The sequence below is a fragment of the Mycobacterium sp. 2YAF39 genome (assembly GCF_052114565.1).
In the GTDB taxonomy this organism is placed as follows: Bacteria; Actinomycetota; Actinomycetes; order Mycobacteriales; family Mycobacteriaceae; genus Mycobacterium.
Genome location: NZ_JBFREZ010000007.1, coordinates 62,996 through 84,425 on the forward strand (window position 1 = coordinate 62,996; position 21,430 = coordinate 84,425).

A 21,430-nucleotide genomic window follows, 5' to 3' on the forward strand; every position below is an offset into this window, starting at 1 on the left:
GCTATTCCATACAGCGCGACAGCACCCGACCGAACTGCAGTAGGCGCTGCATCTGGGCCAGACCGCCGTTGTCGACCGACTTGTAATAGCGGAACGATTCGCAGTAGATGTCGGTCTCGGTGAGCGACTTGTGCCGCGATCGCGTGACCAGTTGCGTGTACATCCGCAGTCGCACCTCGTACAGGCGGCGGGTGCCGTCGTCGAATGCCTCGTACTCGGTGGTGAGCACGTGATCGGTGATCGTCGACAGCAGGATTGTGCGGACCGAGGCGTTGAGCACCCGGCGCTCGCGGTCGTCGATGCTCGATGTCTCGTCGTCGGCGCGCCAGATGATCAGCCGGTGCCCGTCGGTGAGCACGATCTCCTGCCACTGGGGATTGTCGTCGGTGTCCCCCCACGAGCCCTCGCTGAAGCCGCGCGACATGATGAACGATCTGATCGCGGGAAGGTCGACGACTGAACGCAATTGGTCCAGTGCGAGCTCGGGATCACGCAGGTACACCTTGGCCGCCTCGTCCACACTCGAGTACGGCGCCCAGTCCTGCGGTGCTCCCACTATTCTCCCGCGCCTTCGTCTCCAGTCCCCCGGACTGCTTGCGCGGCCGCCCGGATCTGTGGTGTCACGAGCATTACCTGGCCCAGCACACCGTTGACGAAACCCGGTGAGTCGTCGGTGGATAACTGCTTGGCCAGCTCGACGGCCTCGTCGACGGCGACGGGTTCGGGAACGTCGTCGGCGTGCAGCAGTTCCCACACCGCCACCCGCAGGATCGCACGATCAACGGCAGGCAGCCGGTCCAGCGTCCAGCCCTGCAGGTGCGTCGCAATCAGATCGTCGACGTGTGCGCTGTGTTCGGTCACGCCTCGCGCCACCGTCACCGTGTACGGGTTCAGCGGTGAGACATCGGACTGCGTCTGCGCCAGGACATTCCGCGCGTCGGCGACATCGGCCGGGGTGAGCCCGCGCGCCTCGGCCTCGAACAGCAGGTCGACGGCGCGCTTGCGGGCCTGGTGGCGCCCACGGTCGGGCCGAGAAATCCCGCTCGAGTCGGATCTGCGGCTCTTCCCGTCGCCCCGGGAGTCAGGCATTCACCCTTCCCAGGTAGCTGCCGTCGCGTGAATCCACCTTGAGCTTGTCGCCGGTGTTGATGAACAACGGCACCTGGATCTCGGCGCCGGTCTCCACGGTGGCCGGCTTGGTGCCCGCACTGGAGCGATCGCCCTGCAGGCCGGGCTCGGTGTGGGTGACCACGAGTTCGACGGTGACCGGCAGTTCCAGATACAGCGGCGCGCCGTTGTGGAACGCGATCTGCACGGGCAGGCTCTCGAGCAGGAACTTGGCGGCATCGCCGACCAGCGACTCCGAGAGCGGGTGCTGCTCGTAATCCTGGGAGTCCATGAACACGAAGTCGGAGCCGTCGCGATACAGATAGGTGGCATCGCGACGGTCCACGGTGGCCGTCTCGACCTTCACACCGGCGTTGTAGGTCTTGTCCACGACCTTGCCCGACAGCACGTTCTTGAGCTTCGTACGGACGAAGGCGGGGCCCTTGCCGGGCTTGACGTGCTGGAATTCGATGATCTGCCAGAGCTGGCCGTCAATCTGAAGGACGAGCCCGTTCTTGAAGTCGGCGGTCGATGCCACGGTCGGTTGTTCTCCTGTTCAGAGGATCGCGAGTTCCTTCGGGAACCGGGTGAGTAGATCGGGAGTCTGTTGCGAGTCACTGCCGACGACGAGCGTGTCCTCGATTCGGACACCGCCGCGGTCTGGCAGATAGACGCCGGGTTCCACGGTCACCGCGGAGCCAGCAAGCAGTGTACCTGCGGATGAGGCGCTGATTCCCGGCGCTTCGTGGATCTGCAGACCCACGCCGTGTCCCAGTCCGTGGCCGAAGTTCTCGGCGTATCCCGCGTCGGCGATGATCTGCCGCGATGCCGCGTCGACCTCTTTGAGGCTGACGCCCGGTGCGAGCGCCTCCCGACCCGCGCGCTGGGCGCTCGCCACCAGTTCGTAGATGTCGTGCTGCCACTGTGCGGCCGGAGACAGCACGAACGTGCGGGTCATATCGGAGTGGTATCCGCACACCAGGGCTCCGAAGTCGATCTTGACGAAGTCGCCGGGAGCCAACACCGCGTCTGTGGGCCGATGGTGCGGGATCGCCGAGTTGGGTCCGGCGGCCACGATGGTCTCGAACGACACGCCGTCGGCACCATGATCGAGCATCAGCGCCTCGAGCTCGCGACCCACCTCTTTTTCGGTGCGCCCCGGCCGCAGCCCGCCGCGCTCGACCAGATCGTGCAACGCCGCGTCGGCCGCTTCACACGCCAACCGCAATAACGCGATCTCGCCCGCGTCCTTGACCTCACGTAACGCCTCGACTGTGCCGGAGGCACGGATCAATTCGGTCAGCTCGCCCGCGGCCTTGGTGAGCACACCGAACATCTCCACGGTGACCACGTGGCTCTCGAAACCGAGGCGTGACACCCCGTCGGCGGCCGCGCGCGCGACCAGATGGGGTCCGCAGGCCCGCTCGATGACGAGCTCGGCGTCGGGAGCCTGCTGAGCGGCCTGGGTGCGGTAGCGCCCGTCGGTGGCGAGCACCGGTGTCGCGTCCTCGGCCCGAATAAGAAGCGCGGCGTTCGACCCGGTGAAACCCGACAGATATCGGACGTTGACCAGGTCCGACACCAGCATCGCGTCCAGGTCGGCAGCGACCAGTCGCTCACGCAGCCGGTCCCGACGCTGAGAAAGAGTCACGGTTGATGAACCTACTCGCTAAGGTGTGGCCTCATGAGTAAGTGGTTGCTGCGCGGACTGGTGTTCGCGGGCCTGATGGTGATCGTGCGATTGCTGCAGGGAGCGTTGATCAACGCGTGGGAGACCAAGGCGGGGCTGATCAGCATCGTTCTTGTGGTCCTCTTCGCCGTCGCAGTGTTCGTGTGGGGGCTGGCCGACGGTCGCGCCGACGCCCGTGCCAACCCGGATCCGGACCGCCGCGGCGACCTGTCGATGACCTGGCTGCTGGCCGGCCTATTCGCGGGCATCGTGAGCGGCGCCGTCGCGTGGCTCATCCACATCTTCTACAAGAGCCTCTACGTCGAGGGGCTCATCAACGAGCTCACCACCTTCGCGGCATTCACCGCCCTGCTGGTGTTCCTGGTGTCCCTCGCGGGCGTCACGCTCGGCCGCTGGCTCGTCGACCGCAAGGCGCCCGAATTTGTACGCCACGGCGTACATGAGGACGAGCGGGCGGATACGGACGTGTTCGAAGCCGTCCGCCAGCCCGACGGTGAGCAGACGGAGGAGTACGAGACGACCGAGGCCCGTCGCGACAGCTAGGCCTGGCCCCATCCCGGCGTCCTGACCCTCCCCCATGAATCCGGACGAATTCTGTACGTCCGATCAGTGGAGTGCGCTGACGTCGGCGGCATCGCACTCCCAATTCGCCGGCGTGCTCGGCGGATTCCTGATCACCGCGATCGCGCTGCTGATGGACAAGAACAGCCGCGAGAGCGTTCACACGCTTGCGCTGTTCTCCTCGGCGGTGCTGATCCTGATGCTGGACAGCTTTCTGTTCAGCCTGATCACCGGCACCCAGGTTCCGTCCGAAGGCGATCGGCGCGGTATCTGCGCTATCGCGTGGACCCAGGGTGCGGTGTCGACGGGGATGCTCGCCGCGGGCGCGACGGCGCTGTTCGGCGGGTTGGGCTGGATGCTCGCCAGCCATGCGGTCAAGAAGATCTCAGAAGAGGACGCCGAAGACGCCGGCGCCTACAGCTTTCTCGCCGATCTGGGCGGCTGGCTGACTTTCGCGGCGACGATGACAACGACGCTGATCCTGTCCGAGACGACGATCGATTACCTGCATTTCATGTTCGGTCGCCGGCCGGACCTGTGGGCCACCGCCCTCATCGTCATCAGTGCGGCCGTCACCATCGGCGTGAATTTCCTGTTGGTCTACGTCCGAACCAGGACACTTCGCAAGTCGTTGGCCGACACTTCCGAGCCGACGCGTCTGGCGCTGCGCTCGATCAAGGTCGCCACCGTGACCCTGCTCGGCTTGGCGATCGTCGCCTCCTGGCTCGCCGTCAGCCTTGCCCGATTCCCCCAGGGCTGGTTGACCGAACCGAACATCGGCTTCGTCGTGTTCGTCGCGATGCTGACGTTCGTGCTGCCCACAATCGTGGCTACCGCGATCTGCTACTCGGTGGCCAGCACCGACGAAGGCTTGTCTATTCGAAACTGGCGACCGCTAGTGCAGCGGGACCGACATTCTGTCGCCCAGCGCACGAACTGAGAGCCCGAATGTCTCCAGCACCCGCAGCCCGCCGTCATCGGCGGAGTCGATCGCAAAGATGGCGTGATCGGTGTAGACGCGGCTGACGCACCTGACACCGGTGAGCGGATAGGTGCACTCTGGCACGAGTTTGGCGGTGCCGTCCTTGGCGAACAGGTTCATCATGACGAACACGTTCTTCGCTCCGATCGCGAGATCCATGGCTCCGCCGACCGCAGGGATGGCATCGGCCGCGCCGGTGTGCCAGTTGGCCAGATCGCCGCGCTGACTGACCTGGAATGCACCAAGGACGCAGACGTCGAGATGACCACCGCGCATCATCGCAAAGGAGTCGGCATGGTGAAAGTACGATGCGCCTGCGGTCTCGGTGACGGGCACCTTCCCCGCATTCGTCAGATCCCCGTCAACCTGATCGCCGACCGCTTCGCCGCCCATGCCGAGCATGCCGTTCTCGGTGTGCAGCACCACATCTGCTTCAGGCGGCAGGTACTCGGCGACGGTGGTCGGCTGCCCTATGCCGAGGTTGACGTATGAGCCGGGCGGAATATCGCGAGCGATGATGGCGGCCAGTTCCCGACGATCCAGCGGTCCGCGATCGAGATGTTCGACCGTGGTTCGGCTTGGGACATGCAGCGTCACGATGCCACCTCCGTCATATGGTCGCCCGATACGGCCGACAGATCGAGGATGCGGTCAACGAAGATTCCCGGCGTGACCACAGCTTCCGGATCGATGGCACCCGCGTCGACGACGCGGGACACTTCGGCGATCGTGAGTGACGCCGCAGTGGCCATCACCGGACCGAAATTGCGGGCGGTCTTGCGGTACAACAGGTTTCCCGCCCGGTCGCCGACATGGGCGCCGATGAGTGCGACGTCGCCGCGGATCGGATACTCCAGTACATAGGCGCGGCCGTCGATCGTGCGGGTCTCCTTTCCCTCTGCGAGGGGGGTGCCGACACCGGTCGGGCAGAAGAACGCGCCGATGCCCGCACCAGCCGCCCTGATCCGTTCGGCCAGATTGCCCTGCGGCACCACCTCGAGCACGATCCTGCCCGAGCGGTACAGCTCGTCGAACACATACGAATCAGACTGTCGCGGATACGAACAGATGACCTTGGTGACGCGACCGGCCGCCAGAAGCGCCGCGAGGCCGGTGTCACCATTGCCTGCGTTGTTGCTGACGATGGTGAGATCGCCGGCGCCCTGTTCGATCAGTGCGTCTATCAGCGTGGTCGGCATGCCGGCCATCCCGAATCCGCCGACGAGAACTGTTGAACCATCCTCTATTCCGGCGACTGCTTGTCGGGCGGTCTCGCAGATCTCGGTGCGGCTCATGGCCTATCCCCCTTGTCGTCGAAGTCGGGTAGCACGTCGGCGGCAATCCGAAACGCCGTGTTGGCGTCCGGCACTCCGCAGTAGATCGCTGTCTGCATCAACAGTTCCTTGATCTCGTCGTTCGTCAGGCCGTTGCGACGTGCGGCAACCAGGTGCATCTTGAGCTCCTCGTGATGGCCGCGCGCCACCAGGGCAGTAAGCGTGATCAGTGACCGGCTTCGGCGGTCAAGGCCCGGTCGGGTCCAGATTGAGCCCCAGGCATATTCGGTGATGAACCGCTGGAAGTCCGCGGTGAAATCGGTGGTCGCTGCGATGGCCCGGTCGACGTGCGCGTCACCGAGGACCTGACGCCGCACTGCCAGCCCGCCGGCATACACCTCGTCCGTGCTCATCGGCGCCGTCGACGCGTGTGCGTGTTCGGCGATCAGTTGCGCAACACGAACCGGGGCCTCGGCGGGCGCAAGATGGCCGACGCCGTCCAGCACGACCAGTCGGCCGTCCTTGACCCCGGAGGCGATGCGCTGCAGATCGTCCGGCGGAGTCGCGACGTCCTGGGCGCCTGCGACCGCAAGGACCGGTGTGCTGATCTCCTGAAGTCGGTCGGTGACGTTGAATTCGGCCAATGCGTCACACACCTGGGCATAGGAGCCCGAGTCCGCGTGACGCAACGCATCGAAAAGCCCTGAGCTGACAGCGGGCTCACGCTCGGCGAAGTCAGTGGAGAACCACCGCTGTGCCGCTGCGGCCTCCATGATATCCGTTCCCTGTGAACGGACGGTTGCCGCGCGCTCCCGCCACGCCTGCCGGGTGCCGATCACCGCACCGGTGCACAGCAGGGTGGCCGACGCGATCCGGTACGGCGCGTCCAGCAACAGTTGCAACCCGACGCAACCTCCGACCGAATCACCTGCGTAATGGAACGTTTCGCGGGTGTACTCGTCGGCGAGTGTCAGTACGCCCTCGGCGAGTTCGGCGATGGTGAAGTCGTCCGAGATCCCACCACGGCCGTGTCCTGGAAGGTCCCAGCCCACCACACGCCAGGTCTGGCTCAGCTCGACGGCGGCCTCGCTCCACAACGTGGCGGCCGAGCTGCCCAGCGACGGGCCGAGAAGAAGCAGAGGGGCGGTCGGCGGTCCGCCGAACTCGGTGCCGACAATGCGCGGAATACTCACGGCGTGTCCTTGAGATAGTGCGTGGCGCGCTGGACTGCGGACTCGACGAGCTGTTCGGCGGCTCCGAGATAATCCGGATTCGGTACGCGTCCGGTCAGTTCGGCCATCGTCTGCTGTTCGGACATCACGCCGTCGGCGGCTGCCAGATTCGCGGCTGTGCGTGCCGCGTCGATCTGCAACCCGGCCAGCAGTTCGGTCGCGTGGGAGGCGGCGACGACGGTGCGTCGCGCCAATGTGCGCAGTGTCGCCCATTCGGTATGCCATGCGCCGTCGGCGCGTTCGTCGACGGACATCCCCGATGCGGTGTGCAGTGTGGCGGCCAGCGGGCCTGTGGTCATCGCGGCGCGACGGATCAGCACGGAGCGCACCGGATTGTTCTTGTGGGGCATGGTCGACGACCCGCCCCCGCCCGTTTCGGCCAACTCAGCGATCTCGGGTCGGCTGCCGGTGGCGACGTCGGTGGCGATGTAGCCCCACGCGTCGCAACAGGTGGCCAGGGCATCGCCGATGCGAGTGACCACGGAACGCGTTGTGTGCCAGGGTGGCGCCGGTTCGAGCCGCAGCGCGTCCGCCAGCGAGTCGCCAAGGCCGATCGCGCCTTCCACCGATCCGCTCAGCTCGACGGCTGCGGCCAGGGTGCCCGCCGCCCCTCCGGCCTGGACCGGCAGCCTCAACTCTGCAAGTGTTTCCGCGGCGTCCAGCACCGCCAAGAGCCACCGCGCCACCTTCACACCGGCGGTACTCGGCAACGCCGCCTGCGTGAGGGTCCTGGCGAGCATCGGTGTGGCACGGTGCGTTTCGGCCAGCCGCGACAACGTCCGCACCTGGTCGGCAAGTTCCTCGCGGATACGGGCGAGCGCATCCCGTATGCAGAGCATCAGCGCCGTGTCGACCACATCCTGGCTCGTCAAACCACGATGCAGCCATTGGGCGGTCGGCCGCTCCGTGCGCTCGCGTAGCAGCGCAACGAGACCGCTGACCGGATTGCCGTCGACATCGGCGCCGCGTGCAATCGCTTCGAGGTCGCCGTCGGCCAGATGCCCGCCGAGGTCGGCCCGTGCCGACGCCGGTGCGATTCCGGCACCGATCAGCGCGTCCAGCCACGTCTGTTCGACGGCGACCATGGCAGCCAGAAGCGCACGGTCGCTCATCAGAGTGCCGGCGCGATGATCGCCGGGCCAGAACAGGTCGGTCATGGTCGATGTCCTGGGTAGCTGAGGAAGACGGTTTCGCCGTCGGCTTGTGCGCTGGCCTGCAGCTTGATGTCGAACCGCAGGCCGGCCGCGTCGCGGGAGCCGATCAGGGTCTGACGCCGTTGCGCGGGAAGCGAATTCAGAAGCGGGTCATTGGCGATCCGATCACCGGGGAGGTAGGCCCTGGTGAACAGCCGGTTGAGCAGTCCGCGGGCGAACACGGTGACGTGAATGAACGGCGCCGAGCCGGGAGCCGTCGCGCCGGGTAGCACCGTGGAGAAGCTGTAACGGCCGGCATCGTCGGTGGCGGCGCGGCCCCAGCCGGTGAACGTCCAGCCGTCGCGCCGCAGCGAGCCGGTGGCCGACGGAATCGCACCGTCGGCGTCGGCCTGCCAGATCTCCAGCAGCGCATCGGGAACCGGGTTTCCCATGCCGTCGGTGACCACGCCGTGAAACTGGATCGCACCGGGCGAACCGGGCGGCACGAGATCGCTGCCCCGGTCGAACGGCAGTGCGTAGCCGAAGAACGGCCCGACGGTCTGTCCGGGGGTGGCGGTCAGCAGTGTGGACATCAGTGATCGGTTCCTTCCTCGACGGGGGTCCGATTGGAACCGGTCAGCACGATGTCCCAGCGGTAACCGGTGGCCCATTCGTGGGTGGTCACGTCGTGGTCGTAACTCGCGACGAGCCGATCGCGCGCCTTCTGGTCGGTGATCGACTGGTAGATGGGGTCCAGCGCGAACAGCGGATCGCCCGGGAAGTACATCTGGGTGATCATGCGCTGCGTGAATTCGGTTCCGAACAAGGAGAAGTGGATGTGCGCGGGCCGCCACGCGTTGTGGTGGTTCTTCCACGGATACGGCCCGGGTTTGATGGTGGTGAACCGGTAGTAGCCGTCGTCGTCGGTCAGGCAGCGTCCGACACCGGTGAAGTTGGGGTCGATCGGCGAGGGATGCTGGTCGCGCTTGTGGATGTAGCGCCCGCCCGCGTTGGCCTGCCAGATCTCGACCAGCTGCCGACGCACCGCCCGACCCTCGCCGTCGACGATTCGGCCGGTCACCACCATCCGTTCGCCGATCGGTGCGCCGGTGTGCTGAATCGTCAAGTCGGATTCGAAGGAATGGACGTCACGCCCGCCGAAACACGGTGTCCACAACTCGACACCTTCCGGATCGGCGTGATGGAGATCCTTCGTGGGGTGGCGCAGCAGGCTGCTGCGGTAGGGCGCGTAGTCGAGGCGCGGCTGCGTCTCCTCGACCCCCGAGCGCTGGTAGGCCGATTCGATCGCACCGATCTCGCTGCTGATCTCGGCCTGACTTGCCGAAGCGCTGTCGGAGTTGATCGCGGGCGTTGCTGTCATGATGTGCACGGTATCGGGCCCTTCGGTGCGCCGTGAAGACTAGACTTCCGCTCAGCGGAAGGAATGAAAGAATGGCGGGGAACACCTCGACGCCGGGCACGACCGTCACAAGTCGTTTGCTCGCAATCGTCGGCGCATTTGACGAACGGCACCGTAGCCTGTCCCTTTCGGAGCTCGCCCATCGCGCGGATCTGCCGGTTCCCACCGCACATCGGTTGACCGCCGAGCTCGTCGCCGGACACGCACTCCAGCGCCGGGAAAACGGGCGCTTCGAGGTGGGCAGGTTGCTGTGGGATGCGGGCCTGCTGGCACCCGTCGAAGGCAGATTGCGTCAGATCGCCGAGCCTTTTCTGCACGACGTCTATGCGGCGACACTGGCTACCGTGCACCTTGCGGTTCGGGAGGGCGACGAGGTGCTCTATCTCGAGCGGATGATGGGCCGCGCATCGGTGCCCATCGTCAGCAGCGTGGGAAGCAAACTGCCCATGCACTGCACCGGGGTCGGCAAGGTCCTGCTCGCCAACGCACCGGCGGAGGTTCGGGAGCACGTGTTTGCCAAACTGACCCGCATCACGCCCTACACGATCGTTGCGCAACCGGTCCTCGCGGCGCAGCTCGAGCGTGTCCGTCGGGACGGTGTAGCCACCACCATCGAGGAGATGACGCTCGGCGCGTGTTCGCTGGCCGTTCCCGTATCGCGGTCGTCCGACGACACCGTGGCGGCGGCGATCGGGGTGGTCGTGCCGAATCTCAAACGCGGTCGCCAGAGACTGCTCGGTGCCCTGCAGGTCGCTGCGCGCGGCATCGGCCGCTTGCTGTGACATTCCCGCCCAGCTCCGCCCGCCCGCTGACCGGCAGGGCACCATGGCGCGACTCCTCAGTGGTCGACGAGTTGCCGCGCCGAATCGGGAGCCTTGTGGCCGAGCAGCGCGGTCGGCACGTCCTTCGTCTCTCTCGCCGTCAGTGCGGCAGCACTGGCGATGAGGCAGACGACTGCGGTGAAGATACTGGTCGCCACCCAGCCGCCTTCGCTGACACCACCGAGCGCGGTGACGATCGCAGGCGCGAAACCCGCTACCAGGAAACCCAATTGGGTGCCGATCGCGAGTCCGGAGAAACGGACCTTGGTGGAGAACATCTCGCCGTAGAAGGACGGCCAGACCGCGTTGGCCGCTGCGTAGCCGAAGGAGAAGGTGGCTATCGCCAAGGCGAACATCAGTACGTCGTTGCCACTGGTCATGGACAGCAGATACAAGGGCATCAGTGCCGCAGACGACAGCGCACCGTAGATGAACACCGGCTTGCGTCCGATGCGGTCGGCGAGCTTTCCGAACATGGGCTGAGTGCCAAGCGCCACGATGTTGGCGACCACGACCAGCCAGAGCGTCTCATCGGCGTTGAGCCCCATCTTCTTGCCGTAGGCGATGGCCAGGTTGGCAAACACCGTGGAGACCGCGGCGATGAAGGCGCAGAAGATCACTCGCAGAACGTCGCGCCAGTGGTCACGCAGCAGCGGCTTCAGCGGCATCCGGGCGATGGTGCCCGCGGCTTTCGCCTCTTCGAATTCCGGGGTCTCGTGCAGGCGGCGACGAATGAAGTAGGCGACCACCACAACGACGGCGCTGAGCCAGAACGGCACCCGCCAACCCCACGCGAGCAGGTCTTCCTCGGGCAGCGCCACGACCGGGATCACCACGAGTGAGGCCAGAATCAATCCGCCCTGGGTGCCGGTGAGTGTCCATGAGGTGAAGAACGCCCGCTGGTGGTCGGGGGAATGTTCAAGCGTCAGCGAGCTGGCGCCGGCCTGTTCGCCAGCGGCCGAGAAGCCTTGAAGCAGCCTGCACGCCACCAGGAGTATGGGTGCGAGTGCCCCGACCGACGCGTAGGTCGGTAGGCAGCCGATCGCGAAAGTCGACGCGCCCATGAGGATCAGCGTGAACATCAACACGTTGCGACGCCCGATACGGTCGCCGAAGTGCCCGATCACGAACGCGCCGATCGGCCGGGCGATGTAGGCGACCCCTAGGGTGGCGAACGACTGGGCCAGCGCGACCGTCTCGTTGCCCTCGGGGAAGAAGATCTTCGGAAAGACAAGGGCGGCAACGAAACCGAATACGAAGAAGTCATAGTACTCGACGGCGCTGCCCATGAAACTGGCCAGGGCTGCTTTCTTCGGCGTCCGCTCCGGTGTGCCCGCGGGCGCACCATCGGGCGGATTACCATCGACGACGCTCATGGGTTCCTCCTAGTTTCTGATGAAATGGTTCTCACGGAAGGGAATTCACCCGACAAGACTGCGAAAGTGCCGGGACATGCGATCGGCGTCCGGGGAGATCCCGGTGATCAGTTCGAAGGCGGTAGTGGCCTGGTGCACGGCCATGTGGCCGCCGTCGAGTGTTCGGCAGCCGACTTCACGCGCCGCGGCCAGCAATTCGGTCTTCAGCGGTCGATAAACGATGTCGGCGACCCACAGCCCGGGATGCAGGAGTGCCGCCTCGAACGGCATGCCCGGGTGATCAGCCATTCCCGTCGGCGTGCAGTGCACTACCCCATCGCTGACCGGCAGCAGCACCGACAGCTTGTCGAATGCCGACGCGTCGACCCGAGCGTTAGGGTGCCTGCCTGCCAGCTCGCGAGCCAGAACGGTCGCCCGATCGACGTCGAGGTCGACGACGGTCAGATGTTCGGCGCCCAAATCGAGCAGCGCATGCCCGACCGCGGCACCCGCCCCGCCTGCGCCGACGAGCGTCACGGTCTGCATGGCCGCTCCGGGTAACCCCTCGTTGAATCCGATGCCGAAGCCAGGCGCGTCGGTGTTGTAGCCGACCGTGCGGTCGGCCTCGAACACCACGGTGTTCACCGCGCCGAGCGCCGCTGCGCCCTCGTCGAGTGCGTCGAGGTGATCGATCACCAACCGCTTGCAGGGGTGGGTGACGTTGAGCGCGTTGTAGCCCAGCGCACGCGCCCACACCAGAACCTCGCCGATGCGCTCGGGCGCGATGTCTGCGGTGGTCAGGTCGATGGTGCGGTACACGTAGTCGAGGCCGTTCGCACGGCCTTCTGCCATGTGCAGTGCCGGCGTCAGCGACGGTCCGACACCCTGGCCGACGAGGCCGACGAGATATGGGTTTGAACTCACGGTGCACCGTCCTGACTAATGTACTAACTAGTACGTACGTGAAGTAGAACATTGTGGTCCGCGTCTCGTCAAGGGTCAGGGGTGACGCAGCTCTCTGATCAGCGAGCGGTGAGCCAGCCGACGACGACATCGCCGATCATGCGTCGCAGGTGCGCCCGCCGGCTGACCTCGGTGAAGTCGACACCGAACAGGAATCCGAACGTGTAGCGGTTTGCGACCTGGAATACGCAGTAGGCACTGATGACCATGTGGACGTCCAACGCATCCACGTCGTCGCGAAACACGCCCTGTGCGTGGCCCCTGGCCAGGATCTGGTCCAGCAGCGACGTGGCCGGCTGTGAGAGATCGCGCAGTGAGTCGAGGCGACTGATGAATTGGCCCCTGTGGATGTTCTCGATCGACACCAGCCGGATAAAGGCCTGGTGATCGAGGTGATGATCGAAGGTCAACTCGGCGAGCCTGCGCATCGCCACGACGGGATCGACATGGTCGACCTGCAGTCGCTGCTCGGCTTCGCGGATGCCGCGGTACGCGTTCTCCAAGACCGCCATGTAGAGCTGTTCTTTGCCGCCGAAGTAGTAGTAGATCATCCGCTTCGTGGTGCGGGTGCGCTCGGCGATGTCGTCGACGCGGGCGCCGGAATAACCGGATTCGGCGAAGACCTCCGTCGCGACCGCGAGCAACTCAGCGCGCGTGCGCTCGGCGTCGCGCTGAAGCTCGGGGCGGGACTCGGCGGTCACCTTCGGCAGCTTACTGGCAGGTGCGGCGCTTTAATCAACACTCTTCCAAAGTAATTAACTAATTGGTACATTATGTTCGAATGGAGGCATCATGAAGACGTCCATCGCCACGGTCTCGATCAGCGGCTCCCTCACGGAGAAATTGCATGCCTGCGCAGCGGCCGGATTCGACGGCGTCGAGGTGTTCGAACCCGACCTCATCGCCAGTGACCACAGTCCCGAGGAGATTCGCAGCCTCGCCCGACGCCTGAGCCTGTCACTGGATCTCTACCAACCGCTCCGCGACATCGAGGGCGTCGACGAGACGACATTCGCGGAGAACCTTCGCCGCGCGGAAGCCACCTTCGTCACCGCCCAACGGCTGGGTATCCGGACGGTCCTGGTGTGCAGCAACGTCGCGACCGCAACCGTCGACTCCGACGAACACTCCGCCGACCAACTTCGCCGATTGGGCGAGCTGGCGCAGAGGCACGACATCAAGGTCGCGTTCGAGGCACTCGCCTGGGGTCGTTTCGTCGATGACTACCGGCGATCGTGGCGGATCGTCGAGTTGGCCGACCATCCGGCGGTCGGACTCTGCCTGGACAGCTTCCACGTGCTTTCCCGCGGTCACGACACCTCGGCCATCGAAAGCATCCCCGGCCACAAGATCTTCTATCTGCAGCTTGCCGACGCTCCCGCGTTGTCCATGGATGTACTGTCCTGGAGCCGCCACCACCGGCTGTTCCCCGGTGAAGGCGACTTCGACCTCGCGACCTTCGTATCGCGTGTGCTCGCGACCGGCTACGACGGACCGCTGTCATTGGAGGTATTCAATGACACGTTCCGCCAGACCGACCCGGACCGGACCGCCGTGCACGCGCTTCGCTCACTGGTATGGCTGCAGGACAAGGTGGCCGCACAGCAGACACCGGCAGACCGCACACGATTACAGCCGGTGACAGATGCCAAGCCGCCCAACGGCTTTGACTTCGTTGAGCTGAAGGCCGAGGACACCACCGAGGTCGAGGTGCTCCTCGAGCAGCTCGGCTTCACTCCGCGTGGACGGCATCGAACCAAGCCGGTGTCACTGTGGGTCGCCGGCGACGCCCGCGTCGTCCTCAATGAACAGCAGGCTCGCGATCTGGATCCACATGTCGCCGCGATCGGCCTGCAGGTGCCCGACGCCGCCGCCACCACCCGACGGGCCGAGGATCTGATGGCTCCGCCCGCATACCGACGCACCTATGCCTCCGAGCAGCCGATGGGCGGCGCCGTCGCGCCGGACGGATCCGAGATCTTCTGGGTCACCGCGCCTCCGACGGGGCTGCCGCCGGCGTGGGTCGACGAGTTCGAGAACGGGATGCCTGTCGACTCGAACACCGCGGTGCGCGCCATCGATCACGTCAACCTCGCGCTGCCATGGCAGACCGCCGATGAAGCGGTCCTTTTCTTGACGAGCGTCTTGGGACTGTCCGCTGATGCTCCCACTGAGGTGGCCGCACCCACCGGGCTGGTGCGCAGTCAGGTGATGCGAACTGTCGACGGCGCGGTGCGGTTGCCGCTCAACGTCGCCCCGCATGTGCTCGCCGATTCCCGGATGCCCCAACACATCGCCTTCGCATGCACCGATGTCTTCGAGGTGGCACGCCGCGCCCGTGACCGTGGGCTGCCGTTCCTGTCGATTCCCGACAATTACTACGACTACGTCGCGGGCCGCTTCGGCGTGGACACCGGTGCGGTCGCGGCGCTACGCGAGCTAGACCTGCTCTTCGACAGAAGCCCTCATGGCGAATTCATACACTTCTACACCCGCACGATCGGGTCGGTGTTCTTCGAATTCGTCGAGCGGCGCGGCGACTACGACGGCTACGGCAGCGATAACGCGCCGGTCCGGCTGGCCGCCCAACGGGCAGGCCGCGTCAGCTCACTGCGATGAGAAGGCGCGTAATCTACTGGACCGCCGCGATATACCGCAGCGCCAACACGTAACCCTGCACGCCCAGTCCGGCGATCACGCCCGTCGCGACAGCGCTGATGTAGGAATGGTGCCGGAACTCCTCGCGGGTATGCACATTGGTGATGTGAACTTCGATCAACGGCGCCCGCAGCTCGGCGCACGCGTCGCGGAGAGCCACCGAGGTGTGCGTGAGCGCCCCGGCGTTGAGAATCACCGCGTCGCCCGCGTCGGCCGCGGCATGAATCCAGCCCAGCAGGTCTGCTTCACTGTCGCTCTGTCGCACAATGGCTTTCAGGCCAAGCCCCTCGGCTTCGCGTTCGATGAGAGCGACCAACTCGTCGTGGGTCGTGCTGCCGTACTTCTCGGGCTCACGGCGGCCGAGCCTGCCGAGATTGGGCCCGTTGAGCACGAGAACAGTTGACGGTCGCTGATGCTCTTCGGCCACGTCGCTCATCTCTAGGTCACCTTTCCGATCACCGAGTATGCCGCCGCCAGCAGCGACGGATCCGGCCCCTCCAGGCGCCCCGGCTTGCCCAGTCCGTCGAGTACGACGAAACGCAGCACACCGGCACGGGTCTTCTTGTCGCCCGCCATGTACTCCAGCAGTTGTGGCAGCGCGTCGGCGTCGTACTCGACCGGAAGCCCCAGCGCCTCGAGGACGGTCCTATGCCGGTCCGCGGTGCCGTCATCCAGACGTCCGGCCAGCCGGCCCAGTTCGGCGGCGAACACCAGGCCAACCGACACCGCCGCACCGTGGCGCCATTCGTAACGCTCGCGCCGTTCGATCGCGTGGGCGAGGGTGTGGCCATAGTTGAGAATCTCGCGAAGCGCGGACTCCTTCTCGTCGGCCGCGACGACTTCGGCCTTGACGGCGATCGCGCGCCTGATCAATTCGGGCAGCACCGTTCCCGTCGGGTCCACTGCGGCCTCGGGATCGGATTCGATCAGGTCGAGAATGACAGGGTCGGCGATGAAACCCGCCTTCACGATCTCGGCCATTCCGGCCACGAGCTCGTTGCGCGGCAACGTTTCCAGCGTCGCGATGTCGACGAGCACGGCCGCGGGCTGATGGAACGCACCGACGAGGTTCTTGCCCGCGTCGGTGTTGATCCCGGTCTTGCCGCCGACCGCGGCGTCGACCATTCCGAGCAGCGTGGTGGGCACGTGCACGATGTCGATTCCGCGCAGCCAGGTCGCCGCGGCGAAACCGGCGACGTCGGTCGCGGCGCCACCGCCGAGGCTGACGACAGCGTCCTTGCGGCCGACCCCGATGCGGCCGAGCACTTCCCAGATGAATCCGAGTACCGGTAGGTCTTTACCCTTCTCAGCGTCGGGGATCTCGATGCGATGCGCGTCGATTCCCTTGTCCGCCAGAGCGTTCCGAATGGTTTCGGCGGTCTTTCCAAGCGTCGGCTGATGCAGGATGGCGACCTTGTGCCTGCCTGCCAGGGTGCGTTCCAGGTCGCCGAGCAGACCGGTGCCGATGATCACCGGGTACGGCGGGTCGACGAGTACCTCGACGGTTACCGGTTCAGCCATGGGGACCCGCCGCTTTCTTTGCCGCCATGTCCGCAGGCGACGGGGGCGCCTCGGTCGTCGGGGCCGGTGTCAGCGTCGTTGGAGTTCGACGCCACGGTGGACGGCGGCGTCGCCGGTGCTGACGCGACGATTCGGAGTTCTCCAGCCGCTCGACGATGTAGCGCACCACCGCGCCGGGATTGCGACGGTTGGTGTTGACCCGCAATGTCGCGACTCGCCGGTACAGCGGGACACGTTGGGTCATCAGCGTTTTGAACTTTTCGCCACGGTCGCCACCGGCCAGCAGCGGTCGCACCGTAGGGCCGCTGGTACGGCGTACGCCCTCTGCTGCGTTGATCTCCAGGTAGATGACGGTATGGCCCGCCAGCGCGTCGCGGACACCCGCCGTGGTCACCGCTCCCCCGCCAAGAGACAACACCCCGTCATGGGACACCAGCGCGGACCGGATGACGGACTCCTCGATACGGCGGAACTCGTCTTCGCCGTCGGCGGCGAAGATGTCGGCGATGGTGCGGCCGGTGGTCTCCTCGATCGCAGCGTCGGTGTCCAGCAGCGTGAGATTCATCGCCTTGGCCAGCCGGCGGCCGATCGTCGACTTGCCCGATCCGGGCAGCCCGATCAGCACAGCCTTCGGCGCCATCAGCCCGACGCCTGGACCGGCTGCGACGACGGTTCGCGATCGGAGACCGCGCGCAGATAGTTGTCGACGTTTGCTCGCGTCTCGTTCAGCGAGTCGCCACCGAACTTCTCCAGCGCCGCACGCGCCAGAACCAGCGCCACCATCGTCTCGACGACGACGCCCGCGGCGGGTACCGCGCACACGTCGGAACGCTGATGGATTGCGACGGCCTCTTCGCCGGTCGCCATGTCGACGGTGGCCAGCGCCCTCGGCACGGTCGAGATGGGTTTCATCGCCGCACGCACCCGCAGCGGCTGACCGTTGGTCATCCCGCCCTCCAGACCGCCCGCACGATTGGTCGAACGCATCACGCCATCGGCGCCGGGGTAGATCTCGTCATGGGCGACGCTGCCGCGCCGGCGTGCGGTCTCGAACCCGTCGCCGATCTCCACGCCCTTGATCGCCTGGATGCCCATCACGGCACCGGCCAGCTGGCTGTCGAGGCGGTTGTCACCGCTGGTGAACGAGCCGAGCCCGACAGGTAGCCCGTGGACCACCACCTCGACGATTCCGCCGAGCGTGTCACCGTCCTTCTTCGCCGCCTCTATCTCGGCGATCATCGACTCCTGTGCCGCCTCGTCGAACGCGCGAACGGGACTGTCGTCGATGGCCGCCAGATCGGAGAACTGCGGCGGTGGCCCGTCATAGGGTTTCGAGGCACCGATGGAGATCACATGCGACAGGACCTCGACGCCGAACGCCTCCCGGAGGAGCGCTCTGGCGAAGGTGCCCGCCGCGACCCGAGCGGCCGTCTCGCGTGCGCTGGCCCGCTCCAGGACGGGCCGCGCATCGTCGAAGCCGTATTTGAGCATGCCCGCGTAGTCGGCGTGACCTGGTCGCGGCCGGGTCAGCGGCGCGTTGCGCGCACTCTCCTCTTGGAGCAGAGACTCGTCGACCGGGTCGGCGGCCATCACGGTCTCCCACTTCGGCCATTCGGTGTTGCCGATCTCGATGGCGATCGGACCGCCGAGGGTGAGGCCGTGTCGGACTCCCGCGAGCATCGTGACCTGGTCCTGCTCGAACTTCATCCGGGCGCCGCGGCCGTAGCCCAGCCGGCGCCGGGCGAGTTGTCCGGCGATGTCGTCGGTGGTGACGTGGACGCCCGCGATCATGCCTTCGACCATGGCCACCAAGGCGCGGCCGTGTGATTCACCAGCTGTAGTCCATCGCAACACGCGTCCCATTTTCGCACAGTGCTCTTTGGGCGCTTGCGCCCCTGAATCAGCCGATGGCGAGGCCGTCCAGGACCCGGCCGATCTCGGCGACAGCCTGCCGTTGCGCCGTCTTCTGATCGTCTGCCCTCGCAACAATCATCGCCACCTCGCAGGTCGCGCCGAAGAGGAAGTGAGCGAGCGGGCCGGGCGGTCTCTTGGCGATGCGGCCGGCGTCGACGGCACGCGAGATCGCGAGCTCCATCAATTCCAGCAGTGGGGCTTCCAGCCGGCGGATGCCCTCCCACCCGATTGCTGCGGGCGCATCCAGCAGAACGATCCGCTGCAGTCCGGGCTCCAGACACTCGTCGAGGAACGCGCGGCTTGCCGCCTTGAAGGCGTCCCACGGGTCCTTCTTTCGTGTGTACGCGGCCGCGAGCGGGGTCGTGATTCGCTCGATTTCACGACTGAACACGGCTTCGAACAGCTGCCGCTTTCCGTCGAAGTGGTGGTAGACGGCGCCTTTCGTCACGCCCGCCCGCGCCGCCACCGCATCGAGTGAGGTCGTGTCGTAGCCATCGCGGGCGAACAGCTCACGTGCGGCGTCGACCAGCGCGGCGGTAGTCGCCTCGGTGCGCTCCGCCTGCGTTCGTCTGGCCACCCTTGTCGCCACGGGCCGACCATAGTCGAACGTCACCTCCGGCGGATCACAGCACCTGATAGACGCGGTAGTCAATGTGGTTCGGCGACAGGATGTTGTAGCCGACGGAGACGAGGGCGGACAGCCACGCGTAGCGCTCGTCGGCCGTCTCGAATGTCGGCGTGGTCCGCACATACGTTTCACCGAAGGGCAGGACGTCGCCCGCGGCGAGCCGTTCGAGCCCATCCGCCGGAATCTTGATGGTTCCCCGTGCCTCGTAGTGGATCAGCACGCCGTCGCGGGTTCGAATGGTGGCGCGGACGTCGACGCGGCCCACACCGTCGGCGCCGATCATCAGCCAGTCGCCACCGCCGGGCAGGACCTCCCCCTGGAGTTTCGGCCCATCGATGGCGCCGCCTGTCGTGATGAAGGTCATCCGCAGCCCGACGGGTGTCGTGATCGGTTGCGCGGGCTCAAGATCGACGTGCATGTCGAACAGATGCTCAACGGGCAGCGCGTCAATCAGCGGCAACTGGTCGGCCGGCGTTGCAGTAGTCACGCGATCGCCTCCAGCGCCGCCTGCAGTTGTGTGGCGTCGACGAAGGTGTCCTTGCGGGCGACGAGGCCTTCCGGCGTCACATTGACGACGTCGAGGCAGTCGAATCGGACATCGCCGGAGATCAGTGCCCAGTCGAGAATCCAGTGGTCCTCGCCGAGGAGCACCCGGTATGTCTCCCAGGTCAGATCGGGGAATTGGGCGAAGATCTCGGCGAAGGTGACGCGCACGGCGTCACGGCCGACAACGGGGTCACCGCCCATGTGCATCCAGAATTCAGTGTCGGGCGTGTGCAGCGCCACGATCGCGTCCGGATCGTGGGCCGCCCACGCGGCGAAATAGCGCTCAGAAACGGTTTTCAGATCTAGCTTGGTGATTTGCATACCTTGAGTATGCATTAACCTACCTAGGGTATGCAATAGTGAAATCAGAGCACGGCGAGCGCTGTCGCCGCAGCCGCGGTCACACACATCGAAGGACCATGCGGCACACTGTGTTCCGCGCTCCTGACCCTGACGACCAGCGCCCATCCGGCGGTCAGCAGCGGTGCGCCCAGGGCCGCGAGCGACCACACATCCACGCCGAACGACCCGGTCAGCGCCCCGATCCCGGCCGCCAGTTTGACGTCACCGGCGCCCATCGCCGTCGGCGTGACCAGATGCAGTGCGAGGTAGATGGCGAACAGCGACGCGGCGCCGGCCACTGCGGCTGCGCCATGGCCCACCGCCACAGCACATGCCAGGATCGCGACGGCGCCGGGCACCGTCAGCCAGTTGGGCAGTCGACGCTGCCGCATGTCGTACCAACTGAGCCCGACAAACCAGGCCAGCACACATACGCCGGCCGCCCCCGCCCTCATCCATCGAGGCTAGGGCCGGTACAGCGCCGCCCTCATCACCTCTTTCGGTGCGGGCATGCCCGTGAACTGTTCGACCTGGGCGAAGGCCTGATTCAGCAGCATGTCCAGACCACTGGTCACGCGTCCGCCCCCGGCTTCGACGGCGGCCGCCAGCGGTGTGGGCCACGGGTCGTAGATCGCGTCGAGCAGCAGCGGGGTGCGGGCCAGCGTAGGCACATACGGCTCCACGGCGTCGGCGGGGACGGTGTTGACCATGACGTCCACGTCGGCGACACAGGACGCCAACTCTGCGCCCTCGATGGCACACCAGCCGCCCTCGACACCTGACCTCGTGGCGAGATCGACCAGCGGTGCCGCCCTGTCCGCATTGCGAGCCACCACGGTGATCCGTTGCGCACCCAACTCGGCGAGACCCACAACCACCGCAGGCGCCGTGCCGCCGGAACCCAGCACCATCGCGTGGCCGGACACCGGACCCAGCGCGCCCTTGACGCCGTCGATGTCGGTGTTGTCGGCACGCCATCCCTTTTCGGACCGCACCAGGGTGTTGGCCGAGCCCACCAGCTCTGCCCGCGGCGTGCGTTCGTCGGCGAATTCCAGTGCGGCGAACTTCCCGGGCATCGTCACCGACACGCCGACCCACTCGGGCCCGAAATCGCCTACCAGGCCGGCCAACTGCTCTGCGGTGCACTCGATCCGCTCATAGGTCCAGCCGTCAAGGCCGAGTGCGCGGTAGGCCGCGAGATGAAGCTGCGGTGACCGGGAATGCGCAATGGGCGACCCGAGCACCGCGGCCTTTCGTGGACCGCTCTGCTGCCTCATCGGCGC

General features: G+C 66.1%; 25 protein-coding genes and 1 pseudogene. 4 read left to right on the forward strand and 22 right to left on the reverse strand.

Translation table 11 applies throughout. The features are described 5' to 3' along the window. Window position 1 precedes the first annotated feature (1 nt). Genes AB4Z42_RS20065 through AB4Z42_RS20080 form a run of 4 tightly spaced genes read right to left on the reverse strand, consistent with a single transcriptional unit; the run spans window position 2 to window position 2,758 of the window. The gene (locus AB4Z42_RS20065) at window positions 2–556 is read right to left on the reverse strand and encodes a hypothetical protein (protein ID WP_442010971.1); all 555 of its coding nucleotides are present in this window, start codon (window positions 554–556) and stop codon (window positions 2–4) included. Next, window positions 556–1,089, reverse strand: coding sequence for a transcription antitermination factor NusB (gene nusB, locus AB4Z42_RS20070; protein WP_442010972.1), 534 nt, complete (start codon window positions 1,087–1,089; stop codon window positions 556–558). Before nusB ends, AB4Z42_RS20065 begins: the two co-directional genes overlap by 1 nt. Beyond that, window positions 1,082–1,645, reverse strand: coding sequence for an elongation factor P (gene efp, locus AB4Z42_RS20075; protein ID WP_442010973.1), 564 nt, complete (start codon window positions 1,643–1,645; stop codon window positions 1,082–1,084). Before efp ends, nusB begins: the two co-directional genes overlap by 8 nt. 18 nt (window positions 1,646–1,663) lie before the next feature. After that, complete coding sequence (locus tag AB4Z42_RS20080; protein WP_442010974.1) at window positions 1,664–2,758, reverse strand: M24 family metallopeptidase; 1,095 nt, start codon at window positions 2,756–2,758, stop codon at window positions 1,664–1,666. A gap of 33 nt (window positions 2,759–2,791) precedes the next feature. Between AB4Z42_RS20080 and AB4Z42_RS20085 the strand changes: the two genes are divergently transcribed. Both AB4Z42_RS20085 and AB4Z42_RS20090 read left to right on the forward strand, forming a co-directional pair. Then, window positions 2,792–3,340 carry a B-4DMT family transporter gene (locus AB4Z42_RS20085; protein ID WP_442010975.1) on the forward strand — a complete coding sequence of 183 codons (549 nt, stop codon included), beginning with the start codon at window positions 2,792–2,794 and terminating at the stop codon, window positions 3,338–3,340. A 34-nt stretch (window positions 3,341–3,374) separates the two neighbouring features. Continuing rightward, the gene (locus tag AB4Z42_RS20090) at window positions 3,375–4,298 is read left to right on the forward strand and encodes a hypothetical protein (protein WP_442010976.1); all 924 of its coding nucleotides are present in this window, start codon (window positions 3,375–3,377) and stop codon (window positions 4,296–4,298) included. Here AB4Z42_RS20090 and AB4Z42_RS20095 read toward each other — a convergent pair. From AB4Z42_RS20095 to pcaH, 6 genes are read right to left on the reverse strand one after another with little or no spacing between them, the layout of a single operon-like run. After that, on the reverse strand, window positions 4,254–4,937 hold the full coding sequence (locus AB4Z42_RS20095) for a 3-oxoacid CoA-transferase subunit B (RefSeq protein ID WP_442010977.1): 684 nt from the start codon (window positions 4,935–4,937) through the stop codon (window positions 4,254–4,256). The two genes, AB4Z42_RS20090 and AB4Z42_RS20095, sit on opposite strands and share 45 nt — an antisense overlap. Further along, the gene (locus AB4Z42_RS20100; protein ID WP_442010978.1) at window positions 4,934–5,635 is read right to left on the reverse strand and encodes a 3-oxoacid CoA-transferase subunit A; all 702 of its coding nucleotides are present in this window, start codon (window positions 5,633–5,635) and stop codon (window positions 4,934–4,936) included. Before AB4Z42_RS20100 ends, AB4Z42_RS20095 begins: the two co-directional genes overlap by 4 nt. Beyond that, window positions 5,632–6,807 carry a bifunctional 3-oxoadipate enol-lactonase/4-carboxymuconolactone decarboxylase PcaDC gene (gene pcaDC / locus AB4Z42_RS20105; RefSeq protein WP_442010979.1) on the reverse strand — a complete coding sequence of 392 codons (1,176 nt, stop codon included), beginning with the start codon at window positions 6,805–6,807 and terminating at the stop codon, window positions 5,632–5,634. The genes AB4Z42_RS20100 and pcaDC overlap by 4 nt, the downstream gene beginning before the upstream one ends. Beyond that, complete coding sequence (locus tag AB4Z42_RS20110; RefSeq protein WP_442010980.1) at window positions 6,804–8,003, reverse strand: lyase family protein; 1,200 nt, start codon at window positions 8,001–8,003, stop codon at window positions 6,804–6,806. The genes pcaDC and AB4Z42_RS20110 overlap by 4 nt, the downstream gene beginning before the upstream one ends. Continuing rightward, the gene (pcaG, locus tag AB4Z42_RS20115) at window positions 8,000–8,572 is read right to left on the reverse strand and encodes a protocatechuate 3,4-dioxygenase subunit alpha (protein ID WP_442010981.1); all 573 of its coding nucleotides are present in this window, start codon (window positions 8,570–8,572) and stop codon (window positions 8,000–8,002) included. The genes AB4Z42_RS20110 and pcaG overlap by 4 nt, the downstream gene beginning before the upstream one ends. Beyond that, window positions 8,572–9,360, reverse strand: a complete 789-nt coding sequence (gene pcaH / locus AB4Z42_RS20120) for a protocatechuate 3,4-dioxygenase subunit beta (protein ID WP_442010982.1) — start codon at window positions 9,358–9,360, stop codon at window positions 8,572–8,574. Before pcaH ends, pcaG begins: the two co-directional genes overlap by 1 nt. Before the next feature lie 71 nt (window positions 9,361–9,431). On the opposite strand from pcaH, the gene AB4Z42_RS20125 reads away from it, so the two are divergent. Beyond that, window positions 9,432–10,181 (forward strand): IclR family transcriptional regulator, encoded by a 750-nt coding sequence (locus AB4Z42_RS20125; RefSeq protein WP_442010983.1) that lies wholly within the window; start codon window positions 9,432–9,434, stop codon window positions 10,179–10,181. A gap of 56 nt (window positions 10,182–10,237) precedes the next feature. On the opposite strand, the gene AB4Z42_RS20130 is transcribed toward AB4Z42_RS20125, so the two are convergent. The 3 genes from AB4Z42_RS20130 to AB4Z42_RS20140 form a co-directional block, all read right to left on the reverse strand. Then, a complete protein-coding gene (locus AB4Z42_RS20130) occupies window positions 10,238–11,596 on the reverse strand; it encodes an MFS transporter (protein ID WP_442010984.1) in 1,359 nt (452 codons plus the stop codon). Window positions 11,597–11,641: 45 nt separating this feature from the next. Next, window positions 11,642–12,499, reverse strand: a complete 858-nt coding sequence (locus AB4Z42_RS20135) for a shikimate dehydrogenase (protein ID WP_442010985.1) — start codon at window positions 12,497–12,499, stop codon at window positions 11,642–11,644. A gap of 98 nt (window positions 12,500–12,597) precedes the next feature. Beyond that, window positions 12,598–13,239, reverse strand: a complete 642-nt coding sequence (locus AB4Z42_RS20140; protein WP_442010986.1) for a TetR/AcrR family transcriptional regulator — start codon at window positions 13,237–13,239, stop codon at window positions 12,598–12,600. A 91-nt stretch (window positions 13,240–13,330) separates the two neighbouring features. Between AB4Z42_RS20140 and AB4Z42_RS20145 the strand changes: the two genes are divergently transcribed. Beyond that, complete coding sequence (locus AB4Z42_RS20145; RefSeq protein WP_442010987.1) at window positions 13,331–15,157, forward strand: bifunctional sugar phosphate isomerase/epimerase/4-hydroxyphenylpyruvate dioxygenase family protein; 1,827 nt, start codon at window positions 13,331–13,333, stop codon at window positions 15,155–15,157. Window positions 15,158–15,170: 13 nt separating this feature from the next. Here the strand turns inward: AB4Z42_RS20145 and aroQ are convergent, their stop codons facing one another. From aroQ to AB4Z42_RS20190, 9 genes and pseudogenes are all read right to left on the reverse strand, one after another. Continuing rightward, entirely contained in the window at window positions 15,171–15,632 is a 462-nt protein-coding gene (gene aroQ / locus AB4Z42_RS20150) for a type II 3-dehydroquinate dehydratase (protein ID WP_442010988.1), read from the reverse strand. Window positions 15,633–15,634: 2 nt separating this feature from the next. Continuing rightward, window positions 15,635–16,717 (reverse strand): 3-dehydroquinate synthase, encoded by a 1,083-nt coding sequence (aroB, locus tag AB4Z42_RS20155; RefSeq protein ID WP_442010989.1) that lies wholly within the window; start codon window positions 16,715–16,717, stop codon window positions 15,635–15,637. Window positions 16,718–16,856: 139 nt separating this feature from the next. Then, window positions 16,857–17,357 (reverse strand): annotated as a pseudogene (locus AB4Z42_RS20160) (shikimate kinase); the annotation flags it as partial. Continuing rightward, entirely contained in the window at window positions 17,357–18,571 is a 1,215-nt protein-coding gene (gene aroC / locus AB4Z42_RS20165; protein ID WP_442011248.1) for a chorismate synthase, read from the reverse strand. The gene aroC and the pseudogene AB4Z42_RS20160, both read right to left, overlap by 1 nt. 46 nt (window positions 18,572–18,617) lie before the next feature. Further along, window positions 18,618–19,220 (reverse strand): TetR/AcrR family transcriptional regulator, encoded by a 603-nt coding sequence (locus tag AB4Z42_RS20170; protein WP_442010990.1) that lies wholly within the window; start codon window positions 19,218–19,220, stop codon window positions 18,618–18,620. Window positions 19,221–19,254: 34 nt separating this feature from the next. Beyond that, on the reverse strand, window positions 19,255–19,746 hold the full coding sequence (locus tag AB4Z42_RS20175) for a DUF3237 domain-containing protein (RefSeq protein WP_442010991.1): 492 nt from the start codon (window positions 19,744–19,746) through the stop codon (window positions 19,255–19,257). Then, the gene (locus AB4Z42_RS20180; protein ID WP_442010992.1) at window positions 19,743–20,126 is read right to left on the reverse strand and encodes a nuclear transport factor 2 family protein; all 384 of its coding nucleotides are present in this window, start codon (window positions 20,124–20,126) and stop codon (window positions 19,743–19,745) included. The genes AB4Z42_RS20175 and AB4Z42_RS20180 overlap by 4 nt, the downstream gene beginning before the upstream one ends. A gap of 44 nt (window positions 20,127–20,170) precedes the next feature. After that, window positions 20,171–20,602: a prepilin peptidase gene (locus AB4Z42_RS20185; protein ID WP_442010993.1), complete on the reverse strand. Its 432-nt coding sequence runs from the start codon at window positions 20,600–20,602 to the stop codon at window positions 20,171–20,173. Between the two features lie 9 nt (window positions 20,603–20,611). Beyond that, window positions 20,612–21,424, reverse strand: coding sequence for a shikimate dehydrogenase (locus AB4Z42_RS20190; protein WP_442010994.1), 813 nt, complete (start codon window positions 21,422–21,424; stop codon window positions 20,612–20,614). Window positions 21,425–21,430 lie beyond the last annotated feature (6 nt).

What these genes read in the sequence shown, in the direction of transcription:
- AB4Z42_RS20190 (WP_442010994.1), bottom strand. Translation starts at nt 21,424, where the DNA reads ATGAGGCAGCAGAGCGGTCCACGAAAGGCCGCGGTGCTCGGGTCGCCC.
- AB4Z42_RS20130 (WP_442010984.1), bottom strand. Translation starts at nt 11,596, where the DNA reads ATGAGCGTCGTCGATGGTAATCCGCCCGATGGTGCGCCCGCGGGCACA.
- AB4Z42_RS20100 (WP_442010978.1), bottom strand. Translation starts at nt 5,635, where the DNA reads ATGAGCCGCACCGAGATCTGCGAGACCGCCCGACAAGCAGTCGCCGGA.
- AB4Z42_RS20110 (WP_442010980.1), bottom strand. Translation starts at nt 8,003, where the DNA reads ATGACCGACCTGTTCTGGCCCGGCGATCATCGCGCCGGCACTCTGATG.
- aroQ (WP_442010988.1), bottom strand. Translation starts at nt 15,632, where the DNA reads ATGAGCGACGTGGCCGAAGAGCATCAGCGACCGTCAACTGTTCTCGTG.
- AB4Z42_RS20185 (WP_442010993.1), bottom strand. Translation starts at nt 20,602, where the DNA reads ATGAGGGCGGGGGCGGCCGGCGTATGTGTGCTGGCCTGGTTTGTCGGG.
- AB4Z42_RS20090 (WP_442010976.1), top strand. Translation starts at nt 3,375, where the DNA reads ATGAATCCGGACGAATTCTGTACGTCCGATCAGTGGAGTGCGCTGACG.
- nusB (WP_442010972.1), bottom strand. Translation starts at nt 1,089, where the DNA reads ATGCCTGACTCCCGGGGCGACGGGAAGAGCCGCAGATCCGACTCGAGC.
- AB4Z42_RS20145 (WP_442010987.1), top strand. Translation starts at nt 13,331, where the DNA reads ATGAAGACGTCCATCGCCACGGTCTCGATCAGCGGCTCCCTCACGGAG.
- AB4Z42_RS20125 (WP_442010983.1), top strand. Translation starts at nt 9,432, where the DNA reads ATGGCGGGGAACACCTCGACGCCGGGCACGACCGTCACAAGTCGTTTG.
- AB4Z42_RS20085 (WP_442010975.1), top strand. Translation starts at nt 2,792, where the DNA reads ATGAGTAAGTGGTTGCTGCGCGGACTGGTGTTCGCGGGCCTGATGGTG.
- AB4Z42_RS20180 (WP_442010992.1), bottom strand. Translation starts at nt 20,126, where the DNA reads ATGCAAATCACCAAGCTAGATCTGAAAACCGTTTCTGAGCGCTATTTC.
- pcaG (WP_442010981.1), bottom strand. Translation starts at nt 8,572, where the DNA reads ATGTCCACACTGCTGACCGCCACCCCCGGACAGACCGTCGGGCCGTTC.
- aroB (WP_442010989.1), bottom strand. Translation starts at nt 16,717, where the DNA reads ATGGCTGAACCGGTAACCGTCGAGGTACTCGTCGACCCGCCGTACCCG.
- pcaH (WP_442010982.1), bottom strand. Translation starts at nt 9,360, where the DNA reads ATGACAGCAACGCCCGCGATCAACTCCGACAGCGCTTCGGCAAGTCAG.